The following is a 12,867-nucleotide window of genomic DNA, read 5'->3' on the forward strand; positions in this document are numbered from 1 at the left end:
GCCCGTCGCAACCGACCCTTCCGTGACCCCGTGCCGCCGGTACGGGGTCACGGAACGTGTCACGACTTTTCTGCTGGTTCAGCGCTAGTTGTTCAGCCCGACGGCGGTCATCCGCTCGGTGTGCGCGGCGGTCAGCCGCCGGAACAGCTTCTGCGGGTCCTCCCAGTCGCCCCGGGCGATCAGCGCGGTGAGCGCACCCCGGTCGGCGGCGGCGACCCGGCCGGCCTGGCTCAGCCCCTCCCCGACCAGTCGCCGGGCCCACATCGAGAGCCGGTTCGCCACCCTGGGGTCGGTGCCGATCGCGGCCCGGATCTCGGCCGCGGCGAAGTCGGCGTACCGGGACTCGTGCAGGACGTCCAGGACGAGTTGCCGGTCCGGCTCGTCCAGCGCGCCGGCGATCTCCCGGATGAAGTCGTCGGCGATGGCGTCCCCGACGTACGCCTTGGTCACCGCCTCCAGCCAGTCCCGCGGCTCGGTGGAGTCGTGGTACGCCTGCAACGCCTCGACGTAGGGTGCCATCGCGTCGTCGGGGTGCGCGCCCAGTTCGGTGAGGCGGTCGGCGAGCCGCCGGTAGTTGGTCATCTCGGCGGCGGCCATCGCGCTCAGCTCGGCGCGGCGTCTCAGGTCGGGCGCGAGCCGGGCGTCGGCGGCCATCCGGTCGAAGGCGAGCAGTTCCCCGTAGGCCACCAGGCCCAGCAGGTCGACGACGGCGGACGGGGGCGCGGAGGCGGCGGGCACGAGCGCAGGCTACCCGCCGACCCGGCCGTCCGTGGCCCGGCGGCAGCCCGGCCCGACCCGACGGCGGCCGGCCGCGGGACCGGGTGCACACGCCCGGCGGGAGCCCGTCATCGCGCACCGGGGAAGTTGTGACCTGACTCACAACATCTACCCCCGCCGAGCCGTGCTGGAACCGGACCAGGACGGCATCCCCCTTGGCCAGGTAGTATGGGGCAGTTGCCGTGGGCGCCGTTGGAGATGTTCGTCCGCCGCAGGTGCGGCCGTCGATCCGGCCCGACGTCCTGCCCCCGGCGCGCGTGCGGCCCGGTCCGGCACGGCGATCCGCCGCCGACCGTGTGGCCCGCGCCATACCGACCGCGCCCTGAGGACATGACGGGGCGCACCACGAGAGGGCACCCCCAACACCACATGAACGAACAGAATCTTCACCCGGAAGGCCAGGAACTGGCCGAAATCACCGAAACGGCCGAACTGGCCCCGACAGCTCCGGTCCGCCCGGAAGCCCCGACCTTCGCCGAGCTGGGCGCCCGGCACGAGACCGTCGAGGCGCTCGCCGCCGCCGGCATCACCCGCGCCTTCGCCATCCAGGAGTACGCGCTGCCGATCGCGCTGCGCGGCACCGACCTGATCGGGCAGGCCCCGACCGGCACCGGCAAGACCCTCGGCTTCGGCGTCCCACTGCTGGAGCGGGTCTTCGCGCCCGAGGAGGGCGGCGACGGCCTGCCCCAGGCGCTGGTCGTGGTACCCACCCGTGAGCTGGGTATCCAGGTCGCCAAGGACCTCGCCGCCGCCGGCCGTACCCGGGGCGTGCGGGTGCTGCCGATCTACGGCGGCATCGCGTACGAGCCGCAGATCGAGACGCTGCGCAAGGGCGTCGAGATCCTGGTCGGCACCCCCGGCCGGCTGCTCGACCTGTCCAAGCAGAAGCACCTGCGGCTCGACCGGGTCCGCGCCCTGGTGCTCGACGAGGCCGACCGGATGCTCGACCTGGGCTTCCTGGAGGACGTCGAGCGGATCCTGGCGATGCTGCCGGAGGACCGGCAGACGATGCTCTTCTCGGCCACCATGCCGGACCCGATCGTCGCCCTGTCCCGGCGCTTCCTGCGCCGACCGGTGACGATCCACGCCGGGCACACCGCCGAGACCGGCCCGTCGCCGCAGACCCAGCAGCTCGCCTACCGCACCCACTCGATGAACAAGATCGAGATCGTGGCGCGGATCCTCCAGGCGGAGGGCCGTGGCCTGACCATGATCTTCACGCGGACCAAGCGGGCCGCCGACCGGGTCGCCGAGGACCTCGACTTCCGGGGCTTCGCGGTCGCCGCCGTACACGGTGACCTCGGCCAGGGCGCGCGGGAGCGGGCGCTGCGGGCGTTCCGCGCCGGCAAGATCGACACGCTGGTCGCCACCGACGTCGCGGCCCGGGGCATCGACGTCAGCGGCGTCACCCACGTGATCAACTACGACTGCCCCGAGGACCAGGACACCTACACCCACCGGATCGGCCGGACCGGCCGGGCCGGGGCCACCGGGGTCGCGGTGACCTTCGTCGACTGGGACGACATGCCCCGTTGGCGGATCATCGACAAGACCCTCGGGCTGGACATGCCCGAACCGCCGGAGACGTACCACACCTCCGCGCACCTCTACACCGACCTGGGCATCTCCACCGAGATGACCGGCACCCTGCCGACCGCCGAGCGGACCCGGGCCGGGCTCTCCGCCGAGGTCGAGGAAGACCTCGGCGGCGGCCGACGCCGAGGCGAGGGCGGCCGGCGCGGTGAGCGTCCGCGCCGTTCCCGCCGGGGTGGTTCCGCCGCTTCCGCCGCCCCGTCCGACGAGCCGTCCGCCGGGGCCGCCACCGACGACGAGACCACGCGGACGCCGCGCCGTCGGCGTCGCCGCCGGGCCGGTGAGGTGGTCAGCGACGGTGGGGCCACCGCCACGCTCACCGACGACGGGTCGGCCCCGGAGGCCACCGGCGACCCGGTGACCGCCAGCGCCGAGGGCGGCGCGGAGGCCACCAAGCCCCGCCGGCGTCGTCGTCGCCGTTCCGGCACCGGTACGCCGGCCGAGGCGACCGCCGACAACTGACACCCGCACCGCCGACACGTCCCCCGCACCGGTTCCCGGTACGGGGGACGAACCGGTTGACGAGGATGATGGACCGATGCCCCCCGTACCGCTCGACGCCGCGCTGACCGACATCCGGGCCCTGCTGCTCGACCCCACCCTCACCCGGGCGGTCGCGGCGGGGCGGCGACGGGGGCAGCGGCCCTCCGTGGTCCGGGCCGAACTGCGGCCGGTCAGCCTCAAGGCCGGGTCCCGGCTCCAGATCTCGACCTCCGACGGCAGCCGCCCGTACACCCGCAACGTCGCCCCGGGGCCGGAAGCGGACGCCGCCGTCGACGCGCTGCTCGCCGAGCCGTTCGGCAACTGGCACGTGGAGACCACCGACGCCACCGTCCAGCTCCGGGTGACCAAGTCGGGCGAGGCCCAGGTGCACCGGGCCGCCACCAGCCGACCCGTCGTCGCCCCGGGCGGGCACGACCGGGAGAAGGAGTACCTGCTCGACCCGGGTGACCCGATCTTCGCCGAGATCGGTGGCTCGGCGGCGAAGCGTCGCCAGGTGGACGCCTTCCTCCGCGCCCTGGTCGCCACCCTTCCCGACGACCTCACCGGGCCGCTACGCGTGGTCGACCTCGGCTGCGGCAACGCCTACCTGACCTTCGCCGCGTACCGGTACCTGAGCGGTCGGGGCGTCGAGGTGGACCTGGTCGGCGTGGACGTCCGGGAGGACCAGCGGCAGCGCAACAGCGCACTGGCCGAACGGCTCGGCTGGGCCGACCGGGTCCGGTTCGTAGCCGGCACCATCCTGGACGCCGAGGTGAGCCCCGCACCCGACCTGGTGCTCGCGCTGCACGCCTGCGACACCGCCACCGACGAGGCGCTGGCCCGGGCGGTACGGTGGCGGGCCCGCTGGGTGCTCGCCGCCCCCTGCTGCCACCACGACCTCGCCGCGCAGCTGCGGTCCCGGCCCGCTCCGGCACCGTACGAGCTGCTCACCCGACAGGGCATCCTGCGGGAACGGTTCGCCGACGTGCTCACCGACGCGCTCCGGGCCGGGCTGCTCCGGTTGCACGGGTACCGGGCCGAGGTGGTGGAGTTCGTGGACTCCCGGCACACCCCCCGGAACCTGCTGATCCGCGCCCGACGTACCGGTGCCGAACCCACCGACGAGCAGCTGGCCGACTACCGGGCCCTGGTCGACCGGTGGCAGGTGACACCGCGACTGGAGACCCTGCTCGCCACTGCCCGACCGGAGACCCCGCCCGGTCCCGCCGGACCGGGGGACACCCCTGCTTGACTCCCGCCGGCCCGGCGGACACCCCTACTTGACTGCGGACAATGATTGCCGCCGGGACAGCAAAGTCGCCTTGACCTGCAAGGCGATCGGGCGATCCCCCATCTCGGCAGGGGTATTACTCTCGAAGGGCACCGTCCGGTGCATCCGGCCGGAAAGGGACACCCGCAGATGGGCTCCGCAGAGGTTTCGCCCCAGATGGCCTTCGCGCGCTTCGTACGGCGGGCCATCGACGACGCCCGCGAGGAGCGGGGGTGGACGGTCTCCGACCTGGCCGCCCACACCGGCGTGGGCCGATCCACCGTCTTCCGCTGGCTGGCCGGCGACTGGCAGGACTATCCCGAACTGGCCAAGGTGCGCGGCTTCTGCGCCGCGCTGGACGTGCCGGTCGCGGCGGCCTTCCGGGCGCTCGGGCTGCCCGACGGCAGCCCGACGGCCCGGCGGGTCCCCGATGACTCCCCGGTCGAGGCGGACGTCCGGGTGATCCTGGACCGGCTGGCCGACCCGGCCGTCCCGGCCGACGAGAAACACCAGATCAGAGACCTGCTCCGCTACCTGGCCCACCGCCCGACCCGCCAGGCCGGCTGACCGCCCACGACCGCTGCCCGCTCACGACCGCTGCCCGCCACCGCAGCGGACGAGCGCCCGGCCGCTACCCGGGACCGCGACCGACGGCCGCTGCCCGGGACCGCGACGGACGGGACGTGGCACCGGCCGGCCGGCGGCGGGTCAGGGCGTGGTGAGGGTGAACTCGGCGGTACGTACCTCGCCGGCCACCTGGAAGTCGAAGTAGAGCCGGTACCGGCCGGGGCCGGGCACGGTGAGCTGGAACGACACCCCGTCCCCGGTCAGCCCGGTGTCCGGGTGCACGTGCAGGTAGCCCAGGTCACCCTCGCGGAGCACCACCAGGTGCCCGTACGCGCCGAGGTAACGCTCCAGCACCGGGCTGGTGTCCCCGGCGCGTACCCGGAACCGCAGCGCTGTGGCCGTGCCCATCACCGGCGTGCCCTGGTAGTCGACGGTGAACCCGTCCACCGTGGACTCCCGGCCCGGCGGGGGCAGCGGCCGGGGCGCGTACCCGCCGGGGGCGACCAGGTCCACCCCGAGGGTGACCGGCTGCTGCCCGCCCTCGGCGGTCAACGCGGTGAAGTCGGCGTACGCCCGCCAGACCCCCGGCTGGGGCAGGGTCAGCGGCACCGACCAGGTCCCGTCGGCGGCCATGCTCGGGTGCAGATGCTGGAAGCCGCTCAGGTCCCGGCGTACCACGATCAGGTGCAGCGGTTTCTCGTGCACGACCGCGAACCGGGTCACCGGCCGCTGCCCGGCGTCCCGGATCTGGAACCGGAACTCGCCGGCCCGGCCGGCGGTGAACTCGCCGCCCAGCGGGGCGAGCGTGTACCCGGCCGAGGTGACCGCCAGGCCACCGACCTCCGTCGACCCGGCGGGATGGTCGTGCGGCGCGGTGCCCGGCGGATGGGTGTGGTCGGACCCGGCGGCCGACGGTGCCCCGGCCGCCGACGGGTCCGGGTCGAGCCGGCCGACACCGAAGCCGACGACCAGGGCCAGCACCAGCCCGGCCACCACCGACGCCAGCCGGAGCGTACTGGTGGGGAGCTGGTCGGTCATGGCGCCCACGGTACCGCCGGGCACCGGGGCCGCCGGGCGGTAACGGCACCGGCGTGGCAACCGTCGCAATCCGCCCCGCCCGGGAACTTTTCCGCCGGTAAGCAGGGCACAACCGGTCAGCCGGCGACGGCCAGGGCCAGCGGGAGGACGTCCGGCGCACCGTGCCGACGCAGCAGCCGGGCGGCCAGGGCCATCGTCCAGCCCGAGTCGACCAGGTCGTCCACCAGCAGCACCGGCCCGTCGACCCCGGCCAGGGCGTCGGCCAGGTCGTCCGGCACGGTGAAGGCGTCGTGCAGCGCGCGTACCCGCTGGGCGCTGTTGCCGCGCGGACCGTCCGGGCCGGCGACACCGGCCGGGGTCAGCCGGCCGAGCAGCGGCAGCCGGCCGACGCCGGCGATCCGCTCGGCCAGCGAACCCACCAGGCGGGGTCGCCGCCGCGACCCGACCGCCACCAGCCCGACCGGTCGGCGCGGCCACGGGTCGTCGCCGTGCGCCCAGGATTTCAGCACCTCGACCACGGCGGCGGCCACATCGTCCGGCACCGGCACGTCGGGGGCCTCCGGGCCGAGCAGGGTACGCAGCCGCGCCCCCCAGCCGAGGTCCGACAGCCGCCCGACCGCCCGCCCGGCCAGCGCCTGCTCCGCTGGCGGAATCCGCCCCTTGAGCGGTACGCCCACCGCGTCCAGCCCGGTCGGCCAGAGCTTCTTGGGCGCGACGGTCACGCCGGGGCGACCGAGGAACGCCTGCGCGGCGGCCAGCGCCGGCCCGGAGACAGTGTTGTCGAAGAGTGGGCCGGCGCACCGGTCGCACCGCCCGCAGTCGGCGGCCGTCTCGTCGTCCAGGCATTCCCGCAGGTAGCGGAGGCGGCAGCCGGGCGTGGTGGCGTACTCGCGCATGGCCTGCTGCTCGGCGGTGCGGGCCTGGGCGACGCGGCGCAGCCGGGCCTCGTCGTAGGTCCAGGGCTCGCCGGTGGCGAGCCAGCCGCCGCGCACCCGGCGGACCGCGCCGTCCACGTCGAGCACCTTGAGCATCATCTCCAGCCGGGCCCGGCGCAGGTCGACGATCGGTTCCAGGGCCTGGGTGGAGAGCGGGCGGTCCGGGCGCAGGGCGGCCAGTACGGCCCGGACCTGGTCCTCGGGCGGGAAGGCGAGCGAGGCGAAGTACCGCCAGATGGCCGCGTCCTCGACGCCGGGCAGGAGCAGCACCTCGGCGTGTTCGACGGCCCGCCCGGCCCGGCCGACCTGCTGGTAGTAGGCGATCGGCGAGGGCGGTGCGCCCAGGTGGACGACGAAGCCGAGGTCCGGCTTGTCGAAGCCCATGCCGAGCGCGGAGGTGGCGACCAGCGCCTTGATCTTGTTGTCGAGGAGGTCCTGTTCGGCGGCGCGCCGGTCGGCGTCCTCGGCCTGACCGGTGTACGCGGCCACCGACCAGCCCCGGGACCGGAGGAAGTCGGTGGTCTCGGTGGCCGCCGCGACGGTGAGCGTGTAGACGATGCCCGAGCCGGGGAGGCGGTCCAGGTGGTCGGCCAGCCAGCCGAGCCGGTGCGCCGGGCTGGGCAGGTCGAGTACGGCCAGCCGCAGCGACTCCCGGTCCAGGCTGCCGCGCAACACCAGCACGTCGTCCGGTCGGCCGGGGGTACCGGGGGACGGCGGGTGGACGGCGGTCGACGTGGTGCCGAGCTGCTCGGCGACGTCGGTGGTGACCCGGGCGTTCGCGGTGGCGGTGGTGGCCAGCACGGGCGTACCGGCCGGCAGGTTCGCCAGGAAGGTGCGCAGCCGTCGGTAGTCGGGGCGGAAGTCGTGCCCCCAGTCGGAGACGCAGTGCGCCTCGTCCACCACGAGCAGCCCGGTGGTGGCGGCCAGCTTCGGCAGGACGGTGTCCCGGAAGTCCGGGTTGTTGAGCCGTTCCGGACTGATCAGCAGCACGTCGACCGTACCGGCGTGGATCTCGGCGGTGATCTCGTCCCACTCGTCGAGGTTGGCCGAGTTGATGGTGCGGGCACGGATGCCGGCCCGCTCGGCCGCCGTCACCTGGTTACGCATCAACGCCAGCAACGGCGACACGATCACCGTAGGACCGGGTCGCCCAGCAGAACCGGCAGCCCCAGCCGGGCCGGCAGTGCCCGTAGTGCCAGCCGGGCCGGTAGAACCGGTAGTGCCGGTAGAACCGGTAGCGCCGCTAGAACCGGTAGTGCCGGTAGAACCGGTAGCGCCGCCGCCCTCCCCCGCCAGGACGTGCTGCCGCTCCGCCCCACCCCCACCCTCAACGGACCCGACCCGCTCCCGCAGCAGCGCCGTGGCGACGAAGTAGACCGCCGACTTCCCCCAACCGGTGCGCTGTACGCAGAGCACCCGCCGCCGGTCGACGACCAGCGCCTCGATCGCCCGCCACTGGTCCTCGCGCAGCCGTGCGTGCTCACCGGCCAGTCGCCGCAGCACCGCCTCGGCCCGCCCCCGCACCCCCAGGTGTCCCTCCCCCACCCACCCTTTCTACCAGCCCCCACCCCCCGCCCCGTTGATCATGAAGTTGTTGTCCCTGGCCCCGGCGTGTCGGGACAACAACTTCATGGTCAACGAGGGTCAGCGTCAGCGGCCGAGCACCGAACCGCCGTTGACACCGAGTACCTGACCGGTGACGTAGCCGGCGGCCGGGCTTACCAGGTACCGGACCGCCTCGGCGATGTCCGCGGGCTCGCCGGCCCGGCCGACCAGGGTGTCCGCGACCCGCTTGGCGTGCCCCTCCGGGGTCATCCGATCACCGAAGAACTCCGTCTCGGCGACGTAACCGGGGCTGACCACGTTGACCGTGATGCCGTCCGCACCGAGTCGACCCGCCAGGTCGTACGCCCAGCCGTGCAGGGCGGCCTTGGCAGCCGAGTATGCGCCGCCGCCACCCCGTTGTGCGGCGATCGAGCTGACCAGGACGACCCGTCCGCCCGGGCGACGCAGCGCCGGCCGGAGCGCCTCGGTGAGCAGGATCGCGGTGACCACGTTGGCGTCGAAGTTGGCGCGCAGGTGTGTCGCCATGCCGGCCAGCGTCCCGAGGTCACCACCCCGGTAGCCGCCCGCGTTGTTGACCACCGCGTCGACCGGCCGGTCCCCGACCGCTCCGGCGACCAGGGACACCTGCTCCGGGTCGGCCAGGTCAGCGGCGACGGTACCGACCGCCCCGGGCCGCCCGCATTCCGCACCGATCCGTTCGGCGGTAGCGGCCAGTACCTCCGCCCGTCGCCCGACGATCAGCACGTCGTACCCGTCGCCGGCGAGAGTCGAGGCGATGGCCGCCCCGATCCCGGTCCCTCCGCCACTGACCACCGCAAGTCGCGCAGAATCCCCCATGACCCGCCCCGTCAACCCCGTCAAACATGGACGATCATGAAGTTATCACCACCCGAACCGGCGTGTCGTGGCGATAACTTCATGATCAACGGGGTCGGCGGGGTCGGCGGGGCCAGCGGGGTCGAGCGGGGTCGAGCGGGGCCAAGCGGGGTCGGCGGGGTCGAGCGGGGGTCAGTGGGGTCGGCGGGTGGAGGTGCGGAGGGCGGTGCGGAGGGGGGTCAGGCGGGAGGTGAGGGTGGCCAGGCCACCGGGGAAGAAGTAGACCGCCAGGATGAACACGGTGCCGAGCACGAACAGCGGCTGGGACAGCGGAGCGCTGAGCCAACCGGGCAGCGCGTCCACCGCGCCGGAGCTGCCGAAGGCGGTCAGCCGGTGGTCCAGGTACATGTAGAGGACACCACCGAGCACCGGACCCCAGCGGGTGCCCGGCCCGCCGAGCACCACCATCACCAGCAGCGAGAGCGTCAGCTCGCTGGAGGTGATGTGCGGGGAGGCACCGCCGACGATCAGGCAGTACACCACCCCGCCGCCCGCCGCCAGCCCGCCGGCCAGGGTGAACGCGACCAGCTTGAACCGGTACGGGTCCAGCCCGAGCACCCCGATCCGCCGCTCGTCGTCGCGCAGCCCGGCCAGCACCCGCCCGGTCGGCGAGGCGGCCACCCGGTGCACCACCAGCACCACGACCGCCAGGTACGCCAGCGCCAGCCAGTACAGGTTGACGGTGTTCGTCACCCCGACCAGGGCGGCCGGCAGCCCGGACACGTCCAGCGGCAGACCCTCCTCGCCACCGGTGAGCCCGCCGAAGTCCCGGGCCACCAGGATCGCCCCGACCTGCGCGAACGCCAGGGTGACCATGGCGAAGGCGATGCCCACGGTACGCAGCGCGATCGCGCCGAGCAGTGCGGCCAGGATCGTCCCGCCGGTCAGGGTGAACAGCGCCGCCAGCCACAGTGGCAGCCCGGCCCGGGTGACCAGGATGTCGGTGCCGTACACCCCGGCGGCGAAGTAGAGCGCGTGCCCGAAGGAGAGCATCCCGGTCCGGCCGAACAGCAGGTCGTAGCCGGCGGCCAGGCCACCGAAGACCAGGCAGATGGCGAGCAGTTGCAGGGTGCCGGGCGAGTTCAACGGCCCCTCGAAGATCCCCGGCAGGTGCAGCGTCGAGTACGGCAGGATCGCCGCCACCGCCAACGCCACCAGCGGCAGGAAGGGACGCAGCCGGGACAGGCGCGACGGTTCCGGCCCGGCCGGCGCGGAGGCGGCCGGTGTCTCGACGGCCTTGTCGACCACGGAGTTCGTCATGCGACGGCCACCTTCCCGGCGATGCCCTGCGGGCGGAGCAGCAGCACCACGGCCAGCAGCGCGACGACGCAGACGTCCCCGAGGCCGGAGGTGCCGTAGTAGTTGACGAACTGTTGCAGCAGCCCGACCGCGACCGCCGCGTACGCGGAGCCGACCACCGAGCCCATCCCGCCGATCACCACCACGATGAACGCGAAGATCAGCAGCGAGCCGCCCTGACCGGGCGACACCGACCCGAAGTAGACCCCGCCGAGCGCGCCGGCCAGCGCGGCAGCCGCCCCGCCGATCGCGAAGACCAGGGTGAACGCCTTCCGGACGTCGATGCCGAGCGCGGTGACCATCTCCCGGTTCTCCACCCCGGCCCGGATCACCAGGCCGTACCGGGTGAACCGGAGGAACGCCAGGATCGCGGCGAGCACCAGGGCGGCGGCGACGATCAGCAGCAGCCCGGCGTTGGGCACCTTCGCCCCGAGCACCGGGGTCACCTGTCGGGTCCACTCCGGTCGCGGGAACGGCCGCGGGTCGGCCCCCCACACCGCCTGGAGCAGCGCCACCCCGGCCAGCGACAGACCGACGGTGACCAGCACCTGCTCGATGGTGCGGGAGTACAGCGGCCGGATCAGCACCAGCTCCACCAGCACCGCGACCAGCGTCCCGGCCAGCACCCCGAAGGCCACCGCCACCACGAACCCGAAGCCGTCCGGGCCGGCTCCGGGCAGGTTCCCGGCGGCCCACCAGGTCGCGTACGCGCCGACACCGAGGAACAGCCCGTGCGCGAAGTTGAGCACGTCGGCCAGGCCGAACACCAGGGAGAGCCCGGACGCGACCAGGAAGTACAGCGCGGCCAGCCCCAGCCCGGTCAACGTGAGCAGCACGACCGTGTTCATGAATGCACCTCCTTGCTGGCGGCCGGGGCGTGCGAAGCCTCCGCCGTGCCGACGCCGAGCAGGGATCTGGTCAGTTCCGCCTCGGCCAGCAGGTCCCGGGCGTCGCCGCGCCAGGCCACCCGGCCGGCGGCGAGCACCACCGCGGCGGTGGCGAGCCGGCGTACCACGGCCAGGTTCTGCTCGACGAGCAGCACCGGGACGCTCTCGGCGACCCGTTCCAGCACCTCGGCCACCTCGGTCACCACCTTCGGGGCCAGCCCCTTGGTCGGCTCGTCCACCAGGAGCAGCCGGTTGTCGTTGAGCAGCACCCGGCCGATGGCCAGCATCTGCTGCTGGCCGCCGGAGAGCGAGCCGGCCCGCTGGCGTCCGCGCCGGTCCAGCTCCGGGAAGAGCGCGAACACCCGGTCGTACGCGGGCTCGGTGCCGCGCCGTTCGGCGAGCCGTAGGTTCTCCGCGACGGTGAGGCCGGCGAAGACGCAGCGGTCCTCGGGTACGTAGCCGAGGCCGTCCCGGACCAGCCGGTGGGTGGGCCGGTCGAGCAGGCTGCGCTCCCCCATCCGGACCCGGCCGGTGACCTCGCCGCCGGGTGGGGTGAGGCCGACGACCGCGCGGAGCGTGGTGGTCTTGCCGACGCCGTTGCGGCCGAGCAGCACGGTGACCCCGGTCGGGGCGACGTCGAACGACACCCCCTGGAGGATGTGCAGCCCGGCGATCCGCACCGACAGATCCTCGACAGTCAGCACCGGTGTCACCGTGTCGCCTTCCGTTCGCGACTGCGGGGCTCGCAAACCCGGCTCACTCCTCGCGCTCACAGCACTGCCCTTCCGTTCGCGACTGCGGGGCTCGCAAACCCGGCTCACTCCTCGCGCTCACAGCGACTCCCCCAGGTACGCCTCTTGCACGGTCGGGTTCGCCATCACCGTCTCCGGGGTGTCGCAGGCCAGCAGCGCGCCGTGGTGCATCACGGCGATCCGGTCGGCCAGTTCCAGGATCACGTCCATGTGGTGTTCCACCATGAGGACAGCCCGGTTCCGGTCCCCGGTCAACGACTTGATCACGCGGACCAGTTCGGGGACGTCCTCGGCGCTGACCCCGGCCATCGGCTCGTCCAGCAGCATCACCCGGGGTTCCCCGGCCAGCAGCAGGGCGATCTCCAGTTTGCGCTTCTCGCCGTGGGCGAGGGTGCCGGCGAGCGCGGTACCCCGGTGGGCGAGGCCGACCCGGTCGAGCGCCGCGTCGGCGGCGGCGACCACCTCCCGGTCGGCCGCCGCCCGCCGCCACAGCTTCATCGAACCCCCGCGGTACGCCTGGACGGCGAGCCGCACGTTCTCCCGGACGCTGAGCGAACCGAAGACCGAGGACGCCTGGAAGGTACGGCCCAGCCCGAGCCGGGCCCGCCGGTGCGGTGGCAGGGTGCCGATGTCCCTGCCGTCCAGCAGGACCGTGCCGTCGGTGGGTCGACGCAGGCCGGTGATCAGGTTGAACAGCGAGGTCTTGCCGGCGCCGTTCGGCCCGATCACGCCGAGGAACTCTCCCGGCGCCAGATCGAGGTGCACGTCGTCGACGATGGCGACCTCTCCGATCCGCCAGGTCAGACCGCGGGTGGCGAGCATGT

At 73.8% G+C, this 12,867-nt stretch carries 11 protein-coding genes; 3 read left to right on the forward strand and 8 right to left on the reverse strand.

What is annotated here, in order from left to right:
* Nucleotides 1-84: 84 nt before the first annotated feature.
* A complete protein-coding gene (locus PVK37_RS02935) occupies nt 85-738 on the reverse strand; it encodes a ferritin-like fold-containing protein (RefSeq protein ID WP_275032133.1) in 654 nt (217 codons plus the stop codon).
* A gap of 408 nt (nt 739-1,146) precedes the next feature.
* Here PVK37_RS02935 and PVK37_RS02940 point away from each other — a divergent pair, with 408 nt between their 5' ends.
* The 3 genes from PVK37_RS02940 (at nt 1,147) to PVK37_RS02950 (ending at nt 4,690) form a co-directional block, all read left to right on the forward strand.
* Nucleotides 1,147-2,832 carry a DEAD/DEAH box helicase gene (locus PVK37_RS02940; RefSeq protein ID WP_423790989.1) on the forward strand — a complete coding sequence of 562 codons (1,686 nt, stop codon included), beginning with the start codon at nt 1,147-1,149 and terminating at the stop codon, nt 2,830-2,832.
* A gap of 76 nt (nt 2,833-2,908) precedes the next feature.
* Nucleotides 2,909-4,105 (forward strand): class I SAM-dependent methyltransferase, encoded by a 1,197-nt coding sequence (locus PVK37_RS02945; RefSeq protein ID WP_275032135.1) that lies wholly within the window; start codon nt 2,909-2,911, stop codon nt 4,103-4,105.
* Nucleotides 4,106-4,273: 168 nt separating this feature from the next.
* Nucleotides 4,274-4,690: a helix-turn-helix domain-containing protein gene (locus PVK37_RS02950; RefSeq protein WP_275032136.1), complete on the forward strand. Its 417-nt coding sequence runs from the start codon at nt 4,274-4,276 to the stop codon at nt 4,688-4,690.
* Between the two features lie 141 nt (nt 4,691-4,831).
* On the opposite strand, the gene PVK37_RS02955 is transcribed toward PVK37_RS02950, so the two are convergent.
* From PVK37_RS02955 to PVK37_RS02985, 7 genes are all read right to left on the reverse strand, one after another.
* Nucleotides 4,832-5,728, reverse strand: coding sequence for a hypothetical protein (locus PVK37_RS02955; RefSeq protein WP_275032137.1), 897 nt, complete (start codon nt 5,726-5,728; stop codon nt 4,832-4,834).
* Between the two features lie 116 nt (nt 5,729-5,844).
* On the reverse strand, nt 5,845-8,193 hold the full coding sequence (locus tag PVK37_RS02960; RefSeq protein WP_423791048.1) for a RecQ family ATP-dependent DNA helicase: 2,349 nt from the start codon (nt 8,191-8,193) through the stop codon (nt 5,845-5,847).
* A gap of 120 nt (nt 8,194-8,313) precedes the next feature.
* Entirely contained in the window at nt 8,314-9,066 is a 753-nt protein-coding gene (locus PVK37_RS02965; RefSeq protein ID WP_275032138.1) for an SDR family NAD(P)-dependent oxidoreductase, read from the reverse strand.
* 171 nt (nt 9,067-9,237) lie between these two features.
* Nucleotides 9,238-10,365 (reverse strand): branched-chain amino acid ABC transporter permease, encoded by a 1,128-nt coding sequence (locus PVK37_RS02970; protein ID WP_275032139.1) that lies wholly within the window; start codon nt 10,363-10,365, stop codon nt 9,238-9,240.
* Nucleotides 10,362-11,252: a branched-chain amino acid ABC transporter permease gene (locus PVK37_RS02975; protein ID WP_275032140.1), complete on the reverse strand. Its 891-nt coding sequence runs from the start codon at nt 11,250-11,252 to the stop codon at nt 10,362-10,364. Before PVK37_RS02975 ends, PVK37_RS02970 begins: the two co-directional genes overlap by 4 nt.
* Complete coding sequence (locus tag PVK37_RS02980; protein ID WP_275032141.1) at nt 11,249-12,004, reverse strand: ABC transporter ATP-binding protein; 756 nt, start codon at nt 12,002-12,004, stop codon at nt 11,249-11,251. Before PVK37_RS02980 ends, PVK37_RS02975 begins: the two co-directional genes overlap by 4 nt.
* 117 nt (nt 12,005-12,121) lie before the next feature.
* Complete coding sequence (locus PVK37_RS02985) at nt 12,122-12,865, reverse strand: ABC transporter ATP-binding protein (RefSeq protein ID WP_275032142.1); 744 nt, start codon at nt 12,863-12,865, stop codon at nt 12,122-12,124.
* Between the last annotated feature and the right edge of the window lie 2 nt (nt 12,866-12,867).

This window comes from Micromonospora cathayae, from assembly GCF_028993575.1.
GTDB classification, from domain to species: domain Bacteria; phylum Actinomycetota; class Actinomycetes; order Mycobacteriales; family Micromonosporaceae; genus Micromonospora; species Micromonospora cathayae.